The organism is Mesorhizobium sp. Cs1299R1N1 (assembly GCF_037179655.1).
GTDB classification, from domain to species: domain Bacteria; phylum Pseudomonadota; class Alphaproteobacteria; order Rhizobiales; family Rhizobiaceae; genus Mesorhizobium; species Mesorhizobium salmacidum.
Map to the genome: position 1 here is coordinate 451,608 of NZ_JAPYKR010000003.1, position 15,491 is coordinate 467,098.

Consider the following 15,491-nt stretch of genomic DNA (forward strand, 5'->3'; position numbering starts at 1 on the left):
CGCCGGCCAGGTGCTCAAATCTACTCGGCGGCGAGCCTGTCCTGCGTCCTGGTGTCGAAATCGCTGGCGTCATGGCGTTCATGCAGCTGCATGGCCGGTTCGCCAAAGGCGCGGTTGACCATGCGGCCACGCTTTACCGCTGGGCGTTGATCGATCGCCTTCGCCCAGCGCTGCACGTTTTTATACTCGTGCACCGACAGGAAGGTGGCGGAATCATTATACTGCCGGCCGAGCGCCAGCCCGCCGTACCAGGGCCATACCGCCATGTCGGCGATGGTGTAATCCTTGCCGCCAAGATATTCCGTTTCGGCCAGACGGCGGTCGAGAACGTCCATCTGGCGCTTCACCTCCATCGAGAAGCGGTCGATGGCATATTCGAACTTTTCCGGTGCATAGGCGTAGAAATGGCCAAAGCCGCCGCCGAGATAGGGGGCCGAGCCCATCTGCCAGAACAGCCAGGATAGCACTTCCGCCCGCGCCGGCTGCTCGGCCGGCAGGAATTCGCCGAATTTCTCGGCGAGATAGACCAGGATCGAGCCGGATTCGAAGACGCGCACCGGGGACTTGCCGCTGTGGTCCATCAGCGCCGGGATCTTGGAATTGGGATTGACCTCGACAAAGCCGCTGCCGAACTGGTCGCCATCGTTGATGCGGATCAGCCATGCATCGTATTCGGCGCCCTCGTGGCCAAGCGCCAGGAGTTCTTCGAGCATCACCGTCACCTTGACGCCGTTTGGCGTCGCCAGCGAATAAAGCTGCAGCGGGTGCTTGCCGACCGGCAGTTCCTTGTCATGCGTCGGTCCGGCGATCGGCCGGTTGATACTGGCAAAGGCGCCACCATTGCCCTTGTTCCAGGTCCATACTTTCGGCGGGGTATATTCGGTCATGTCGGCTCTCGTATCGTGGGAGGATGGCAGGTCACCCATAGCTAGGGCTGCGGAGAGGGAAGTTCAACTTGTGTTGAACTATTGTCAATGCGGGGCGCGACGCATCGCCTGCCGGGCGTTCGAAATTCGAAAGCCAAGCAGTTGGCTTTTCCTGCCCTATGGCCACCGTTTCTCACCCCCTTGCAGCATCTCCCCCGTGGCATACCTATAGAAGAAGCCGCCAGGCATTCGCATCGCAGGACAAAATCATGACCATCAATCCCAATCCGCGTTCCGTCGTTGCCGTGCGGGCGACCGTTCCGGAGGATGCCTTCACGGCCGGGGCACTGGGCACGCTCAGGGAAGGCAGCGGCGTCGTCATCCGCAATGACGGGCTGGTGCTGACCATCGGCTATCTCATCACAGAGGCGGAGGAGGTCTGGCTGACCTCGCATGACGGCCGCGTCATCCCCGCTCACGCGCTCGCCTACGACCAGGAATCGGGCTTCGGCCTCGTTCAGGCGCTGGCGCCGACCGGTCTGCCGGCCGTGGCGCTGGGTGATGCCGGCAAGGCCAGGATCGGCGACGCGGTGGTGCTTGCCGACGGCATCGGCCGGGCGGTCGAGGCCAAGATCGTCACCAAGCAGGAATTCGCCGGCTATTGGGAGTATCTGCTCGACGAAGCGATCTTCATCGCGCCGGCGCATCCGTCCTGGGGCGGCGCGCCATTGTTCAACGCCGAGGGCGCGCTGCTCGGGATCGGTTCGCTGCGCTTGCAGATGAGCCGCGCCGGCGAGGTTGCCGATATCAACATGGTGGTGCCGATCGACCTGTTGCCGCCGATCCTCGACGACCTGCTGACGCGTGGCCACGTGGCCAAGCCGCCGCGCCCGTGGCTCGGCGCGCTGTCGGCCGAAAGCGACGGCAAGGTGGTGGTGATGAGCGTGACCGAGGGCGGCCCGGCGGCCAAGGCCGGCCTGCGCGAAGGCGACGTCATTTCCGAGGTCCGCGACGGTGCGGTCGACGGGCTCGCCGATTTCTATCGCAAGCTTTGGGAAAGCGGCTCGGCCGGCGCCGAGATCCCGATGCGGGTGGTGCGCGACGGCCGCGAGACCTGGCTGCGTGTCAAGTCCGCCGACCGCGGCAGTTTCCTGAAAAAGCCGCAGCTGCAGTAGGTCGGGCATTTTCGGCCAGCCCATGCATCCAAGACTGCTCAAGACCTTCCTCGCGGTGGCGCGCAGCCGCAACATCACGCGCGCCGCCGAGATGGTTCATCTCGCCCAGTCGAGCGTCAGCGACCAGGTCCAGTCGCTGGAGGCCGAGCTGGGCGCTGTCTTGTTCACACGCTCGAAATCAGGGCTGGAGCTGACGCCGGCGGGGCTGGCGCTGAGGCCCATCGCCGAAGAGCTGCTGCGGCTCGACGGCGAGGCGCGCGCCGCGGTTCAGGCGGCGTCTGGCCAGACCAGCGGCGCGCTGACCATCGGCGCGCTGGAGACGATCGCCTCGGCCCGGCTGGCGCCCTGGCTGCCGGGGTTCCAGGCCAGTCACCCCGACATCGCCGTCCGGATGAAGGTGACCGACAGCGGCACGCTGCTGCGCCAGCTGGAGGACGGCGACATCGATGTCGCCTTCTGCTTCAATCGCCGCGATGTTCCAAATGGCGGCGTCGATCAACGCTTCGCCAGGCATACGATAGCGGCCGAACCGCTGGTGCTGATCGCCGCGCCGGGGCAGAACCTGGTTCCGTGCGATCTGGCCGCCCTTGCCGCAAAACGTTTCGTGGCAACGGAGCCTGGATGCATCTACCGGCACATGTTCGACACCGCCTTCGCCGAGGCGGGCATCGGAGCCTCGGAACTTGCCGCCGAAGTCGGCAGCATCGGCGCCATTGCCCGGCTGGTGGCGGCCGGCGCGGGGCTGGGCCTCGTTCCACGTCTGGCCGTCAGCGACGCGCTTCAGCGTGGTGAGCTGATCGAACTGCCATGGCCTGGCCGAGCGCAAGTGGCGCCGCTGACGATGATCTGGCGGCGCCGGCGCGTCCAGCCGCCGGCACTCCGGCACCTGCTTGCCGCCGCGCGCGACACACTGGCGCCGCCGCACTCCGGAACCGGCTCAGGATCTGAGTCGGCGAGCCGCTCCAAGGCCTTGTTTCCAAACAATTCCGGGAAAACCGTCGTCAGCTAGACCAAGCGATGCCCGCCCTCGACATGCAGCGTCGTGCCAGTCGTAAAACCATTGCCCATGAGGAAGAAAATCGCGTCGGCGATGTCGTCGGGCTGGCCGATCCTGCCGACCGGCAGCCGCTCGGCCATCGCCGCAAGTGTCTCTGCTTTCCTGTCGCCGGCCACCTGCGCCCAAATCTCGGTATCGACCCAGCCGGGCGAGACGGCGTTGACGCGGATCGGCGCGAGTTCCACCGCCAGCGCGCGCACCATCCCTTCGAGCGCGGCATTGACGGCGGCGACGACCGAACCGCGCGCGGCCGGCCGGTAGGCGGCGATGCCGGAAACGAAGGTCATCGAGCCGGCCACTGCCAGCCGTGGCGCGCCGTGCTTGGCCAGCAGCAGCGGCCCGAAGATCTTGCTGTCGACCACGCGTTGCGCCGCCGCGAGATCGAGCTCCGGCAGCAGCCGGTAGGCGCCTTCGATGTCGGCGGCTGTGCTGACGATATGGTCGAGGCCGCCGGTCCCGGCGAACAACGCCGCGACCTGATCTTCCCGCGTGATGTCGACAGCGGCCACGTCCAGGCCCGCGGGATTGCCCAGCGCCTCACAGGCCTGCCGCAACCTGTCTTCGCCGCGCCCGGCGATGATGACTTCAGCGCCGGCCTCGACGCAACGTCTGGCAAGCGCCAGGCCCATGCCGGATCCGCCGCCGACGATCAGGATCTTCCGGGTTGAAATGCTCATATTCGCTCTGCCTTCGTTTGGTTGGACAAGGGCAGGGAATTGGCAGCTCGATGCGGAAAGCGAAAACGGAAGAAACCGATAGTGTCATCGGAAGGGCCGATTATGCCAGCCCATATGAGCCTCGTCCCGTCAGCGTACCAGCGGGCTATCCCAAACGACGAACAACAGCGCCTTTAACTGGGCGAAGCGCTGCGGTCCGAGTTCGGTGCGCCACTCCTCCTCGATGTCGCGCAATATGTCGACCATTTTCCAGAAAGCGGCGTGGCCGCGCTCGGTGGACCGCACCACGCGCGCGCTGCCTTCACCGTCGGAGCGGACGAGATAGCCGTAGCCTTCCAGACTGCTGAGCAACTGGTTGATGGCTTGCTTGCTCATGCCGGCCCGCTCGGCGATCGTGCCGGGCCGCGCTCCGTCCGGGCCGGGAAACTGCAGCACGGCCATGTGCGGCAGGCGCAATTCGTCGAAACCCGCGTCGTTGAGCTCCTTGATCAGCCGGCGCTGGATCGCCTGCGCCGGCACGCGCAACAGGGCGCCGATCAAAAGGTCCTCGGTCTTGGTCTGCAGAACTTCGGTGGACGTGGCCATTGACGATCCGGTAAATTGAGTTTACTGATTACTAGTAAATGTAATTTACCGGAGGGGTTTGCGCAATGTCATCCATAAATCTTCAGGTCAATCCAGCCGAAGAGGCCATCGGCGACAAGATGCTATCGATTCGCTTCCTGGTGACGGGCGACAATTCGAACGGCAGCGTCGCCGCCTTCGAGTTGAAAGTGGCTGGCGGATCGCGGCTGCTGGCGCCGGCGCACAGCCACGATCACTATGAAGAGACGATCTACGGCGTTGACGGGGTGCTGACCTGGACCGTGGACGGCAAGGCGATCGATGTCGGAGCGGGAGAGGCGCTGTGCATTCCACGCGGCGCCGTCCACCGGTTCGACAACAAGGGCGTCAACGACGCGACGGTACTATGTATCGTGACCCCGGCGGCGATCGGTCCGGACTATTTCCGCGAGATTTTCGCAATGTTCCATGCCGCCGCCGGTGGCCCGCCGGACAAGGCCAGCATGATGGAGATCATGCGTCGCCACGGGCTGACGCCGGCGGCACCGACACCGGCCTAGAACACGAGCGCTGGGGCCGCGGCGGCTCTATTCCCGCTCCGCACTCTCAAACACCACCAGATTGCCATCGGGATCGCGCATGCGCATGATCCAGGAACGGCCGGCCTTCTCGATCGGGCCGGGTTCGAGGCCCGCATCCACCAGTCTGTGCCGTTCTGGCGCCAGGGGCAGCACGCCGAGCGTCAGCGTCGAGGTGCCGGCTTTTTCCTTGTCCTCGAAGAGCTGCACCTCGGCGCTTTCCGTGAACTGCCATTCGGCAAGGCCAGGCATCGGCCGGCGCAGCGGCGGCTTGCCGAAGAGTTTTCCATACCAGTCGATGCTGGGCTCGAGGTCGGAGCAACTGACATGGGCGAAAACGGTCTGCACGGCCATCGTGATCGTCCATGGCGATTGCACTCTCTTGTCGGAACGCGGCGATGGATGGTGTGTTCCGTTGCCTGGCGGCAGCGTGCCCCACTGCTGACGAAAATTGGCAGTGAACATGCCACCATGATGCGGGGAATCGCACGATGCCGGAGGCAAGATTACAGTGATGCCAGCGACAACGACACTGATCCGGCAGGTGCACTAATGGCGCCGGTCAAAGTCGACCCCGACAAGGTGCGGGAATTCGCCGACGCGGCCAGTTTCTACAGCTGGCTTGCCCAGCACCACGCCACGGAAACCGAAGTGTGGATCAAGGTTCACAAGGTGGGGTCGGGACTGAAGTCGATCACACCGAAGGAGGCCATCGATGTCGTGCTGTGCTTCGGCTGGATCGATGCCGTGCGCAAGGGGCTGGACGAGAACAGTTTCCTGCAGCGCTACACACCGCGCGGCAAAAAAAGCATCTGGAGCAAGATCAACGTCGACAATGTGGCGCACCTCGTCGAGGAGAGCCGCATGACCGGGCATGGACTGAGAGAGGTCGAGGCGGCCAAGGCCGACGGGCGCTGGGCGCGCGCCTATGGCAGCGGCAAGGCGATGAAAATCCCCGACGATCTGCAAGCGGCGATCGACGCCGAGCCGGCGGCGAAGGCGATGCTGGAAAAGCTCAGCGCGCAGAACCGCTTCGCGCTCGCCTTCCGCACCCACAACATGAAGACCGAGGCTGGCCGCAAGAAGAAGATCGAAGCCTTCGTCGCGATGCTGAAGTGCGGCGAGACGATCCATCCACAGGGGAAGAAGTAGGCCCTTCAGGCGCCCGAATGCGGGTCGATGCCGTAGGGATGGACGGGGTAGCCGGGTCCGATGGCATCGCGTACGCGGTTGGTCCATGCTGCGAACCCCGGATAGTCCGCGAGCGAGAAGCCGCAATCCCGGGCGCGATGGCTGTAGGCATAGACGGCGATATCGGCGATGGTGAGGTCGCTGCCGGCGAGAAACGGCGCCTCGCCAAGGCTGCGGTTCAGGGCGGCGAGCGTGCGGGCTCCGGCTTCGCGCTTGCCGGCAACCATGGCCTGGTTGCGCTCAAGCCGTCCGGTCAGGGTCCAGAAACGCAGCGAGCCGATGACGGGCTCGACGTTATATTGTTCGAAGAACAGCCACTGCATGACCTTGGCACGCCGATAGCGGTCCGACGGCAGGAAGGGCGTGCCCTCGGCAAGGTAGGTGAGGATCGCATTGGATTCGGCGATGGCGCTGCCATCCTCGAGTTGAAGGACGGGGACAGCGCCTGCCGGGTTGAGCGCCAGGAAGGCATCGGTATGGCTCTCGCCCTCGAAAATCGAGACAAGGCGCGTGACGTGAGGGATCTTGAGCAGCCCTAGCAGGACCCGGACCTTCCAGCCGTTCTGCGACGGCAGATAATCGTGAAGCGTGAGCATGACCGGTCCCCTTGATGGGTGAAGATCGCATATAGCCGCGCCCGCCGACACCCGATTCCCGCGCAACCATTTCATGCGCGTCATCGCATGATGACTGCTATCTCCTCCCTCTAATAAAACAGGTCCACCCGTGCCATTTTGCCCCGAGATGACCGACAAAGAGGCTTCCCATGAACACAAACAAAGTCGCCCTCGTCACCGGCGCAAATCGCGGCATCGGTCTTGAAACCGGGCGGCAACTCGCGGCGCTCGGCTTCACCGTTCTGCTCGGCGTGCGCGATCTCGCCAAGGGCGAGGCGGCGGCGAAAGGGCTCGATGGCGCTGTCGAGGCCATTGCGCTCGATGTCGCCGCGCCCGACGCGGCGGCGTTAGCCGCCGCCGAGGTCGAACGCCGGTTCGGCCGGCTCGACGTGCTGATCAACAACGCCGCCATCCACTACGACACCGGCTCGCGCGCCTTGCGGCCCGACTGGACTGTCATCCTCGAGGCGTTCGAGACCAATGTCTTCGGCGCCTGGCGGGTGGCCGCCGCCTTCGCGCCGCTGCTGCGGGCCGGCGGCCATGGCAGGCTGGTCAACGTCTCCTCCGAAGGCGGTTCTCTGGCCTCGATGGGCGCGGGCGCGCCAGCCTATTCGACCTCGAAGGCGACGCTCAATGCGCTGACCCGCGTGCTGGCGGCCGAACTGCGCGGCTCGGGCGTGCTGGTCAACGCGATCTGCCCGGGCTGGGTCGCCACCGACATGGGCGGGCCGGGCGGGCGCCCGGTGGCGCAAGGGGCGGCGGGCATCGTGTGGGCCGCGACCTTGCCCGACGACGGCCCGACGGGCGGCTTTTTTCGCGATGGCAAGAGGCTGCCGTGGTGACGGCGGGACGCGGGCAGGTTCGGGCGGCGCTCGGCATTGCATAGCAGCGTTCGGCATCTGAATCGGGAAATCGTGCCAAACGATTGTTTTCGCATCAATCTCGCCGGACATCCGTGCATCACCTCCTCCATGGCGGGTGGACGAAGGCCGGCATGGCGGCTATTTTTTCGAGCCCGCGACCAGATCGCGCGGCGCAATCGGTCGCCGGGAGTTGTTGCCGTTGAGAAGAATTGCTTCGTGGACGATGGCGCTGATCCTCGTTGCCGTCGCCGCGTGCGTCGGGGCTGGCGCCGCCGTCGGCCAGGCACAAACGCCTGCCGAGCTGCCTTTGCCGTCGGCCGTGTCGTCGAAGGACATATCGGTCGGGGTAAAGGCCGCGCCGCCCTTCGCCTTCAAGCTGCAGGACGGCACCTGGTCGGGATTGAGCATCGACCTCTGGCAGAAGATGGCCGGGCGGCTCAACCTTCGCTTCCACTATGTCGAAGTGCCTGGCGTGCAGGACCAGATCGATGGCGTCGTCAGCGGCAAATTCGACGTGGCGACGGCCGCGATCACGGTCACGGCAGACCGCGAAAAGGCCGTCGACTTCACGCAGCCCTTTTTCACGACCGGGCTCGGCATCGCTACACCGCTCAACAGCCAGCCGTCATGGCGGCCGATTTTGCACGCGCTGACCTCGTTCGGCTTCCTGCAGGCCGTGCTGGCGCTGATCGTCATCTCGGTCGTGGTCGGCGTCCTGATCTGGATGTTCGAGCGCCGCCACAATGAGGATTTCGGCGGCGGCGTCGCCAAGGGCCTGTTTTCCAGCATGTGGTGGTCGACGATTGCCGCGACCCAGGCCAGCACCGGCGATTTCGGCCCGCGAACCGTGCCGGGGCGTGTGCTGGCCGCGCTGTGGATGATGGGATCGATCATCGCCATCGCGGTGTTCACTGCCGGCGTCACATCGGTGCTGACCGTGACGCAGATGGAAGGCATGGTGCAGGGCGAAAGCGACCTCGCCACGGTCCGGGTCGGTGCCGTGCAGAATTCCTCGACCGCGTCCTACCTGGATTCCACCCATATCCGCCATCAGGACTTTGCCACCGTCCAGCAGGGCCTGGACACGCTGCGCGCCGGCAAGATCGATGCGCTGGTCCACGACAAGCCGCTGCTTGGCTGGCTGGTCGGACAGAACTACGGCGCGAGCCTGCGGGTCCTCGACGCGACCTTCGACCAGCAGCAATATGCCATCGCCCTGCCGCTCGGCAGTAGGCTTCGCAAGCCGCTCGATGTCGCCCTGCTGCAAACCATGGAAAGCGACTGGTGGAAACAGGCGGTCTTCCAGTATTTGGGCGAGAAATAGGCTATCGGCATGAGAGCGGGGACGGACAGCTCGCGGCATTGCGCGCAAGAAAAAGCCGCCCTTTTTCAGGACGGCTCTTCGGGTGATGGCTGTCGTCACTGATCGAGGTCGACCGGGGTCACCCCGAGGAGCTTCAGGGCGTTGGCGTAGGTCCGGATGCCTTGCGCCTGCTTGCTCCCGGCGCAGAACCGGTTCGCCTTGTCCTGCAGTGCCGTTACCTCCGCGATCTGTCTCGCACTGGCACCCGGTTTGGCCTTGGCCTGGATGGCAGCGTCGAGTTGGAGGCCGAGCCGGCTGCAATATTCGGTCCGGGTGACCGCCGCCTGCGCGCCCGACTGTACGACGGCAAGCATGGCGAGCGAAATGCCTGTCAGGGCGCCCATCCATCCGGCCGAACGTCGTTGCATTGCAGGCACTATCCCTTGGCGTGTCTGGCGGCCGCTGCCCGGCTGCCACGGGGATGGTTATCGCAGACGATCTTTTCGCCAGTTTTTCCAGGATGTTGAATCTTGTTTCTGGAGTGTGTCTGGAGGCCGGGTTCACACTTCGTCGGCGTCGAACAGCAGCATCGTCAGATCGTCGTCGCCCGGGGCCAATATCCGCCGGTCGGCGGCGCAGGCAACGCCGACTTCGCTGGCGAACGCGGCGCGGATGTCGTCGAGGCTGTCGAAATACAATGTCCCCACCAGATACGGCATCTCGCCCGCCGAGAGTTTGACGATGGGCCGCCTGCTGACATCGTAGCGCCGCAGGCCGGGGAGCTTCTTGGCGAGCGGTATATGAACATCGAAATAGTGCCGGTCGAACGCGGCCGGATCGGCCGGGGTTTTGTAGATCACAAGCATCTTGGCCATTGCCCGTATTCCTGTCCTGTTGATGTCGATGGTCAAGCCGTGCAGGCCGCCAAACCGAAGTCGTTCGACATTGGCGGATTTCGACCGCCGGTCGATTTTTATCTGCGCGGGCCGGGGGGCGGGGCTATGCGACAGCCGATTTCCCGACTTGAGGAGATCGGCGCCTCGCGCTCCCGCGGGCATCTGCGGCGCTTCTGCCTCTTCCCCCGGCACCGTCATTCGCGTAAGGGCGCGGGCAAATCCCAATTCCGCATCGATATCCCTCGGAACATCATGATCAGACTTGAAAACATCGGCAAGCAGAACGGCCGTCAGCTTGTCTTCATCGAGGCGTCGGCCTCCCTGCAGAAGGGCGAGAAGATCGGCCTCGTCGGACCCAACGGTGCCGGCAAGACGACGCTGTTTCGCATGATCACCGGGCAGGAACTGCCCGATGAGGGCCAGGTGCAGGTCGATCGCGGCGTCACCATCGGCTATTTCAGCCAGGATGTCGGCGACATGGCAGGCCACAGCGCGGTGGCCGAAGTGATGAACGGCGCCGGACCGGTCAGCGACGTGGCGGCCGAGATGGCGGAACTCGAGGCTGCCATGGCCGATCCCGACCAGGCCGACCGGATGGACGAGATCATCGAACAATATGGCGAGGCGCAGCACCGCTTCGAGGAGCTCGACGGCTATGCGCTGGACGGACGCGCGCGCGAAGTGCTGGACGGTCTCGGCTTCAGCCAGGAGATGATGGACGGCGATGTCGGCAAGCTGTCGGGCGGCTGGAAGATGCGCGTGGCGCTGGCCCGCATCCTGCTGATGCGCCCCGACGTCATGCTGCTCGACGAACCGTCGAACCATCTCGACCTCGAAAGCCTGATCTGGCTTGAGCAGTTCCTGAAGGGCTATGACGGCGCGCTGCTGATGACCTCGCACGATCGCGAGTTCATGAACCGCATCGTCAACAAGATCGTCGAGATCGATGCGGGATCGCTCACCGCCTATTCCGGCAATTATGAATTCTACCAGCAGCAGCGGGCGATCGCCGACAAGCAGCAGCAGGCGCAGTTCGAGCGCCAGCAGGCGATGCTGGCCAAGGAAATCGCCTTCATCGAGCGCTTCAAGGCGCGCGCCTCGCACGCAGCCCAGGTGCAGAGCCGGGTGAAGAAGCTCGACAAGATCGACCGCGTCGAGCCGCCAAAGCGCCGCCAGGTGGTGAATTTCGAGTTCCAACCGGCGCCGCGCTGCGGCGAGGACGTCGTCACATTGAAGAACGTGCACAAGGCCTATGGCAGCCGCACCATCTATGAAGGGCTCGACTTCCAGGTCCGCCGCCGCGAGCGCTGGTGCATCATGGGCGTCAACGGCGCCGGCAAGTCGACGCTCCTGAAGCTGGTGGCCGGTGCCTCCGATCCCGACACCGGCACGGTGGCGCGGGGACCGAGCGTGAAAATGGGCTATTTCGCCCAGCACGCCATGGAGTTGCTGGAAGGCGAGCGCACCGTGTTCCAGACGCTGGAGGACAATTTCCCGCAGGCCGGCCAGGCGCCGCTTCGGGCGCTCGCCGGTTGCTTCGGCTTTTCCGGCGACGAGATCGAGAAGAAATGCCGGGTGCTGTCGGGCGGCGAGAAGGCGCGGCTGGTGATGGCGCTGATGCTGTTCGACCCGCCCAACCTCTTGGTGCTGGACGAGCCGACCAACCATCTCGACATCACCACCAAGCAGATGCTGATCGAGGCGCTGTCGCAATATGAAGGCACGATGCTGTTCGTCTCGCACGACCGGCATTTCCTGGCAGCGCTGTCGAACCGCGTGCTCGAATTGACGCCCGAAGGCATCCACACCTATGGCGGCGGCTATACGGAATATGTCGAGCGCACCGGACAGGAAGCGCCGGGGCTGAGGAGCTGAGCGGGTAGGGAGCCGCCGAAGCGGGACCTAAAGCAGGCCGTGTTTCCTGAATTCGGCCTGCTCGTCCCCGCTGATCCAGCCGAACACCTTCAGCTTCCCGTCACGCCTTTCGAGGAGATAGCTGACCTCGAAATCAATGGTGATGAGCTGCGCCTTCTTGTTCTGGTACTCCCCGGACCATTGCACCTTTGCCACGCAGTGGTCCTGATCGATCGGCGTCACGGACACATCCCTGCACGTCATCTTCCCGGCGCCCATGGCCCTGTAGCCCTCGAAGCCCTTCTTCATGATTTCGATCAGTTGCTTGCCGTTTTCGCCGGCCATTACCCCGCCAGGGGTGACTGAGATGAAAGCGGACGAATAGATGTCGGCGACATCCTTCAAACCGGCATCCGACAAGAGCGCGTCATTGTAGAATTCCGAATAGGCCTCGAAGAATTTCGCGACCTCGGCCTTGGCGATCATCGTCTTCCTCTCCCCTGAACGGGACGGGAAACCGCTTCACACTTCTCCTGGAACTGCTCCGAGGGGTGACGCGCCTACCTCAGCGCGATGCTCATGCCGCTGAGATCGGCGTTCACTTGCAGGCCCACCTGTCTGCCCGTGAGTTGGAGTTGGGCGCCCTTGTCGTTGGTCATCACGATCACCTGAGCGCCTCTGCCGAGCGCGCCGCCGCCGCCGGCCGCGCCGTATACGCCAGTCACGTCCCGGGCGCGCCTGATGTGGCGCACGGTGCCCTGGAAATACGTCTTGGAGACGCCGAAGGCGAGGCCGCCCGAAACCCCGCCGATCGAGATCGGATATTTCCGGCCATGGAAGGTCAGCGTGCCCTCGCCACCGGAGCCGCCGACGAAGAAGGCCGCCTTGTAGACGGAGAAGCGGATCGTGCCGCTGTCGGCATGCGCGGCGCTGGCAAGGCTGACGCCTACCGTGGCGATGGCGGCTACGGCGATTGAACGAAATCCGGAGGAAATAGTCATGATGGGAGCTCCTGAAGGGTGGCTGCCTTGCTCGCCGGCAAGAATGTCGGCATCGCATCAACTTACAACTGAACAGTCTCGCCCATCATTTGTTCCAAGCGGCGGTCTGAATCTGGCGGCGGGAAGGCCGCCACGAAAAGAGGCCAGGCTCTCTGGTCGCGGCGGTCTTCTTGTGGGATGGAGACGTCGGTGTACTCTCCACGGCGGCTGGCAAAGGGATTCGGGATGAGAATTGCGACGGGGCTTGCAATGTCCGCGTTGGCCGCGACAATGGCCGGATGCGCGACGTCTCCGGTCGACTATGGAGCCTCGCTTTCGCAGCAGGACCAGAAATGGGCGACGCCGCAATGCCAGCAAGCCCGGGCGGCGGCTTCGGACTACGCGGTCCGCGAAAAACAGCACCCGGGTTGGGAATTCGTCGCACTTGGCCCCTACGGGTTGGGGATCATAGCGGCGACCAAGGAGCACGAGCAGAAGCAACGAAAGCTGCTCGCACGCGACGTGCATCTGCAATGTTCGAGCCTACCCCTGCCAAAGGAATTGCAAGGTGATTTGAGCCCTGCCAGTCCCAGTCAGGCGAAATATCCATAACCGGGGACGGGTGCGGATGCGGATGCGACCACTCGACGAAAAACCGTTACACGGTTTTTCCTGGGGTTCGCTCTAGCGTAGCAATCCGTCCGCCTCGAATGTGTCCCAACCTTCGAGCTTTGGCGCATCGTCCTTTCCCGCATTTCTGGTCTTGCGGGCGTTGCCCGTCCGCTTGCCTGCTCGCGTCAGTGCGGCCTTGCCGGCCCCGCGCCGTCTGTTCTCGGACACTTCCAGCGCATCCTCCTCCCGCCAGGCGGTCGCCAGGTCACGGTCAAGAATGTCCTCGATGTGGCGTGGGTCGAAGACATGGAAGGTCACGGCCTTGGATCGCCCGCGCATCTTCACGGTGCGCGTGCCGATGCTTATCAGGCGACCATCCCTGAGCCATTTGTGCCGCTCTCGGGAGGAGATGGTGAGGATGTCCTCCGCCTCTCGCGGCAGCACGGGCAGTGCCTCGATTCCCTCCAGCGTCCTGGAGATGGTTGCCGAGGCGGCCCGGAACGCATCCGCGTCGGTTCGCAACATGCGCAAGACGACGCGACCCGTCTCGGCCTTGGCAAATTTCCGCACCGTCCATGGCAGCCTGGCTCGAATTTCGCGTTCGATCCCCTTCAGGCGCAAGGAAGAGCCAAGCGTCGCCGACGGCGGCAGCGGCCATTCGGCAACCATTGACGCGGTGCCCGTGCCTTGCCCGGCCGTGCGATCAGGGGCGGTGGCAATTTTCGCCGCGATGCCGCTCAGGATCTTCCGAATGGAGCCGCGCTTCTTGTCCATGTTTCGTTTTCGCTCATCGGGTGCCTTCGTGGAAGCACAGTTCGCACAGCGGACAACCGAAATCAGGGTCAAACAGTTCCCCAGGCATGCGCAGGCGGAGGACTGTTGACTTCATCTGGATGCAACCTCCACACAAGCGGCCCTGGACAGGTGATCCAACGAACCGCAGGCTGGTTCCAATATTGCGCCACGGATTTCGCAAGGAGCGCTCGCCTACAACGACAGGTCAGATCGTTGCGAAATTGAAATTCCCGAGGCGCTGACCACACCTCTGTTCGTCCCATCGAGGCCTGATCGACCGTTGGAATTGCACTTGGTCCGAGTCGGAGGGCGATCCTATTACCCTCGAGGCCAGTGATGGCATGTGTTGGGCGAGGGCGCCCTGAACTGCGCCGCCGTCGACAAGCAAGAAGTCCGGTGCCGCTTTTGGCAAACACATCGTCCGGTGTTTCAGCATATTGTGCTGGCTGAACAAGCTAGAGACAAGACGGTTCCGAACAACAATGGCTAGGCGGTTTGCGTTTCTCCTGGTGCGCGACTTCACGCTGTCGCCGCTGTCGCTGTTCATCGACACGCTGCGGCTGGCCGGCGATGAAGGTGATCGCAGCCGCAGGATAGAGTTCGACTGGGAGATCGTCGGCGAACGCGGTCTGCCGATCCGGGCAAGTTGCGGCGTCGAATTGCTGCCGACCGGGGGGATCGGCAATCCCGAGGATTTCGACAATGTCGTCGTGGTCGGCGGCCTGCTCGACACCAACCGCAGCCTGAGTTCCGAAAAGGAGGCGTTCCTGTTGCGGGCCGCCGGCAAGGGGGTGCCGCTGACGGCGCTCTGCACGGGAAGCTTCGTGCTGGCGCGCTACGGTTTGCTCGATGGCTACAGCGCCGCCGTCAGCTGGTTTCACATCAAGGACTTCCGCAGCCGGTTCCCGGAGGTCAATGCCCATGCCGACAGCCTATTTTCCGTCGACCGGGGCCGCTCGACATGCGCGGGCGGCACGGGTGCCGCCGATCTTGCCGGCCATTTCGTGTCCCAGTTCATCGGCCAGAAGGCGGCGGAAAAGGCCGCCAAGATCCTCGTCCTTGACCGGATCAGAAGCAGCAGGGATGTGCAGCCCGTCGGCGACCTGTTTCCGGAGGCGTCGAGCCGGGCGGTGAAGCGCGCTTTGCTGTTGATGGAGAGCAATCTCCAGGAGACGCTGTCGGTCGCCGAGATCGCAAGCCGCCTGAACTGCTCGCGGCGCCAGCTCGAACGGCTCTTCGGGTTGGAATTGGGCATCGGCCCGATGGCGGCATATCTCGCGTTACGAGTGCACCATGCGAAGTCGCTGCTCGAAGGCAGCGACCTGCAGATCGGCGAAATCGCCTACCGCTGCGGCTTCACCAATGCCGGCCATTTCAGCCGCGTGTTCCGCCAGCAGACCGGCATCACGCCAACCCATCTCAGGCATCCCAACCGCAGGCCCGGCGGCGCGACGATACAATGA

The 15,491-nt window shown here is 64.2% G+C and carries 19 protein-coding genes; 9 read left to right on the forward strand and 10 right to left on the reverse strand.

Annotated elements, in window-relative coordinates:
* Positions 1-20: 20 nt before the first annotated feature.
* The gene (yghU, locus tag O7A70_RS09105) at positions 21-887 is read right to left on the reverse strand and encodes a glutathione-dependent disulfide-bond oxidoreductase (protein ID WP_337140082.1); all 867 of its coding nucleotides are present in this window, start codon (positions 885-887) and stop codon (positions 21-23) included.
* A gap of 248 nt (positions 888-1,135) precedes the next feature.
* On the opposite strand from yghU, the gene O7A70_RS09110 reads away from it, so the two are divergent.
* Positions 1,136-2,041 (forward strand): S1C family serine protease, encoded by a 906-nt coding sequence (locus O7A70_RS09110; protein WP_337140083.1) that lies wholly within the window; start codon positions 1,136-1,138, stop codon positions 2,039-2,041.
* A 22-nt stretch (positions 2,042-2,063) separates the two neighbouring features.
* Entirely contained in the window at positions 2,064-3,050 is a 987-nt protein-coding gene (locus O7A70_RS09115; protein WP_337140084.1) for a LysR family transcriptional regulator, read from the forward strand.
* Here O7A70_RS09115 and O7A70_RS09120 read toward each other — a convergent pair.
* Together O7A70_RS09120 and O7A70_RS09125 are read right to left on the reverse strand one after the other, a co-directional pair.
* The gene (locus O7A70_RS09120; RefSeq protein WP_337140085.1) at positions 3,047-3,775 is read right to left on the reverse strand and encodes an SDR family oxidoreductase; all 729 of its coding nucleotides are present in this window, start codon (positions 3,773-3,775) and stop codon (positions 3,047-3,049) included. The genes O7A70_RS09115 and O7A70_RS09120 overlap by 4 nt on opposite strands.
* A gap of 129 nt (positions 3,776-3,904) precedes the next feature.
* The gene (locus tag O7A70_RS09125) at positions 3,905-4,360 is read right to left on the reverse strand and encodes a MarR family winged helix-turn-helix transcriptional regulator (RefSeq protein WP_027144235.1); all 456 of its coding nucleotides are present in this window, start codon (positions 4,358-4,360) and stop codon (positions 3,905-3,907) included.
* A gap of 65 nt (positions 4,361-4,425) precedes the next feature.
* On the opposite strand from O7A70_RS09125, the gene O7A70_RS09130 reads away from it, so the two are divergent.
* The gene (locus O7A70_RS09130; RefSeq protein WP_337140086.1) at positions 4,426-4,899 is read left to right on the forward strand and encodes a cupin domain-containing protein; all 474 of its coding nucleotides are present in this window, start codon (positions 4,426-4,428) and stop codon (positions 4,897-4,899) included.
* Positions 4,900-4,926: 27 nt separating this feature from the next.
* On the opposite strand, the gene O7A70_RS09135 is transcribed toward O7A70_RS09130, so the two are convergent.
* Entirely contained in the window at positions 4,927-5,271 is a 345-nt protein-coding gene (locus O7A70_RS09135; protein WP_337140087.1) for a VOC family protein, read from the reverse strand.
* Positions 5,272-5,469: 198 nt separating this feature from the next.
* On the opposite strand from O7A70_RS09135, the gene O7A70_RS09140 reads away from it, so the two are divergent.
* Positions 5,470-6,069, forward strand: coding sequence for a YdeI/OmpD-associated family protein (locus O7A70_RS09140; RefSeq protein ID WP_337140088.1), 600 nt, complete (start codon positions 5,470-5,472; stop codon positions 6,067-6,069).
* 5 nt (positions 6,070-6,074) lie between these two features.
* Here O7A70_RS09140 and O7A70_RS09145 read toward each other — a convergent pair whose 3' ends face one another.
* Complete coding sequence (locus O7A70_RS09145; RefSeq protein WP_337140089.1) at positions 6,075-6,704, reverse strand: glutathione S-transferase family protein; 630 nt, start codon at positions 6,702-6,704, stop codon at positions 6,075-6,077.
* Positions 6,705-6,874: 170 nt separating this feature from the next.
* Here O7A70_RS09145 and O7A70_RS09150 point away from each other — a divergent pair, with 170 nt between their 5' ends.
* Positions 6,875-7,567 carry an SDR family NAD(P)-dependent oxidoreductase gene (locus O7A70_RS09150; RefSeq protein ID WP_337140090.1) on the forward strand — a complete coding sequence of 231 codons (693 nt, stop codon included), beginning with the start codon at positions 6,875-6,877 and terminating at the stop codon, positions 7,565-7,567.
* A gap of 220 nt (positions 7,568-7,787) precedes the next feature.
* On the forward strand, positions 7,788-8,912 hold the full coding sequence (locus O7A70_RS09155; RefSeq protein ID WP_337140091.1) for a transporter substrate-binding domain-containing protein: 1,125 nt from the start codon (positions 7,788-7,790) through the stop codon (positions 8,910-8,912).
* 95 nt (positions 8,913-9,007) lie between these two features.
* On the opposite strand, the gene O7A70_RS09160 is transcribed toward O7A70_RS09155, so the two are convergent.
* Together O7A70_RS09160 and O7A70_RS09165 are read right to left on the reverse strand one after the other, a co-directional pair.
* Positions 9,008-9,319 carry a hypothetical protein gene (locus O7A70_RS09160; RefSeq protein ID WP_337140092.1) on the reverse strand — a complete coding sequence of 104 codons (312 nt, stop codon included), beginning with the start codon at positions 9,317-9,319 and terminating at the stop codon, positions 9,008-9,010.
* Positions 9,320-9,451: 132 nt separating this feature from the next.
* Positions 9,452-9,766, reverse strand: a complete 315-nt coding sequence (locus O7A70_RS09165; protein WP_015316871.1) for an EthD family reductase — start codon at positions 9,764-9,766, stop codon at positions 9,452-9,454.
* Positions 9,767-10,039: 273 nt separating this feature from the next.
* On the opposite strand from O7A70_RS09165, the gene O7A70_RS09170 reads away from it, so the two are divergent.
* Positions 10,040-11,662, forward strand: coding sequence for an ABC-F family ATP-binding cassette domain-containing protein (locus O7A70_RS09170; RefSeq protein ID WP_337140093.1), 1,623 nt, complete (start codon positions 10,040-10,042; stop codon positions 11,660-11,662).
* A gap of 27 nt (positions 11,663-11,689) precedes the next feature.
* Here the strand turns inward: O7A70_RS09170 and O7A70_RS09175 are convergent, their stop codons facing one another.
* Both O7A70_RS09175 and O7A70_RS09180 read right to left on the reverse strand, forming a co-directional pair.
* Positions 11,690-12,127 carry a nuclear transport factor 2 family protein gene (locus O7A70_RS09175; RefSeq protein ID WP_337140094.1) on the reverse strand — a complete coding sequence of 146 codons (438 nt, stop codon included), beginning with the start codon at positions 12,125-12,127 and terminating at the stop codon, positions 11,690-11,692.
* Between the two features lie 74 nt (positions 12,128-12,201).
* The gene (locus tag O7A70_RS09180) at positions 12,202-12,642 is read right to left on the reverse strand and encodes a hypothetical protein (RefSeq protein WP_027144247.1); all 441 of its coding nucleotides are present in this window, start codon (positions 12,640-12,642) and stop codon (positions 12,202-12,204) included.
* A gap of 225 nt (positions 12,643-12,867) precedes the next feature.
* Here O7A70_RS09180 and O7A70_RS09185 point away from each other — a divergent pair, with 225 nt between their 5' ends.
* Positions 12,868-13,233: a hypothetical protein gene (locus O7A70_RS09185; RefSeq protein ID WP_337140215.1), complete on the forward strand. Its 366-nt coding sequence runs from the start codon at positions 12,868-12,870 to the stop codon at positions 13,231-13,233.
* 72 nt (positions 13,234-13,305) lie between these two features.
* Here the strand turns inward: O7A70_RS09185 and O7A70_RS09190 are convergent, their stop codons facing one another.
* Positions 13,306-14,007: a hypothetical protein gene (locus O7A70_RS09190; RefSeq protein ID WP_337140095.1), complete on the reverse strand. Its 702-nt coding sequence runs from the start codon at positions 14,005-14,007 to the stop codon at positions 13,306-13,308.
* A gap of 503 nt (positions 14,008-14,510) precedes the next feature.
* On the opposite strand from O7A70_RS09190, the gene O7A70_RS09195 reads away from it, so the two are divergent.
* Positions 14,511-15,491 (forward strand): GlxA family transcriptional regulator, encoded by a 981-nt coding sequence (locus tag O7A70_RS09195; protein WP_337140096.1) that lies wholly within the window; start codon positions 14,511-14,513, stop codon positions 15,489-15,491.

What these genes read in the sequence shown, in the direction of transcription:
- O7A70_RS09115 (WP_337140084.1), top strand. Translation starts at nt 2,064, where the DNA reads ATGCATCCAAGACTGCTCAAGACCTTCCTCGCGGTGGCGCGCAGCCGC.
- O7A70_RS09185 (WP_337140215.1), top strand. Translation starts at nt 12,868, where the DNA reads ATGAGAATTGCGACGGGGCTTGCAATGTCCGCGTTGGCCGCGACAATG.
- O7A70_RS09140 (WP_337140088.1), top strand. Translation starts at nt 5,470, where the DNA reads ATGGCGCCGGTCAAAGTCGACCCCGACAAGGTGCGGGAATTCGCCGAC.
- O7A70_RS09180 (WP_027144247.1), bottom strand. Translation starts at nt 12,642, where the DNA reads ATGACTATTTCCTCCGGATTTCGTTCAATCGCCGTAGCCGCCATCGCC.
- yghU (WP_337140082.1), bottom strand. Translation starts at nt 887, where the DNA reads ATGACCGAATATACCCCGCCGAAAGTATGGACCTGGAACAAGGGCAAT.
- O7A70_RS09150 (WP_337140090.1), top strand. Translation starts at nt 6,875, where the DNA reads ATGAACACAAACAAAGTCGCCCTCGTCACCGGCGCAAATCGCGGCATC.
- O7A70_RS09170 (WP_337140093.1), top strand. Translation starts at nt 10,040, where the DNA reads ATGATCAGACTTGAAAACATCGGCAAGCAGAACGGCCGTCAGCTTGTC.
- O7A70_RS09135 (WP_337140087.1), bottom strand. Translation starts at nt 5,271, where the DNA reads ATGGCCGTGCAGACCGTTTTCGCCCATGTCAGTTGCTCCGACCTCGAG.
- O7A70_RS09165 (WP_015316871.1), bottom strand. Translation starts at nt 9,766, where the DNA reads ATGGCCAAGATGCTTGTGATCTACAAAACCCCGGCCGATCCGGCCGCG.
- O7A70_RS09175 (WP_337140094.1), bottom strand. Translation starts at nt 12,127, where the DNA reads ATGATCGCCAAGGCCGAGGTCGCGAAATTCTTCGAGGCCTATTCGGAA.
- O7A70_RS09130 (WP_337140086.1), top strand. Translation starts at nt 4,426, where the DNA reads ATGTCATCCATAAATCTTCAGGTCAATCCAGCCGAAGAGGCCATCGGC.
- O7A70_RS09190 (WP_337140095.1), bottom strand. Translation starts at nt 14,007, where the DNA reads ATGGACAAGAAGCGCGGCTCCATTCGGAAGATCCTGAGCGGCATCGCG.
- O7A70_RS09195 (WP_337140096.1), top strand. Translation starts at nt 14,511, where the DNA reads ATGGCTAGGCGGTTTGCGTTTCTCCTGGTGCGCGACTTCACGCTGTCG.
- O7A70_RS09120 (WP_337140085.1), bottom strand. Translation starts at nt 3,775, where the DNA reads ATGAGCATTTCAACCCGGAAGATCCTGATCGTCGGCGGCGGATCCGGC.
- O7A70_RS09160 (WP_337140092.1), bottom strand. Translation starts at nt 9,319, where the DNA reads ATGCAACGACGTTCGGCCGGATGGATGGGCGCCCTGACAGGCATTTCG.
- O7A70_RS09125 (WP_027144235.1), bottom strand. Translation starts at nt 4,360, where the DNA reads ATGGCCACGTCCACCGAAGTTCTGCAGACCAAGACCGAGGACCTTTTG.
- O7A70_RS09145 (WP_337140089.1), bottom strand. Translation starts at nt 6,704, where the DNA reads ATGCTCACGCTTCACGATTATCTGCCGTCGCAGAACGGCTGGAAGGTC.
- O7A70_RS09110 (WP_337140083.1), top strand. Translation starts at nt 1,136, where the DNA reads ATGACCATCAATCCCAATCCGCGTTCCGTCGTTGCCGTGCGGGCGACC.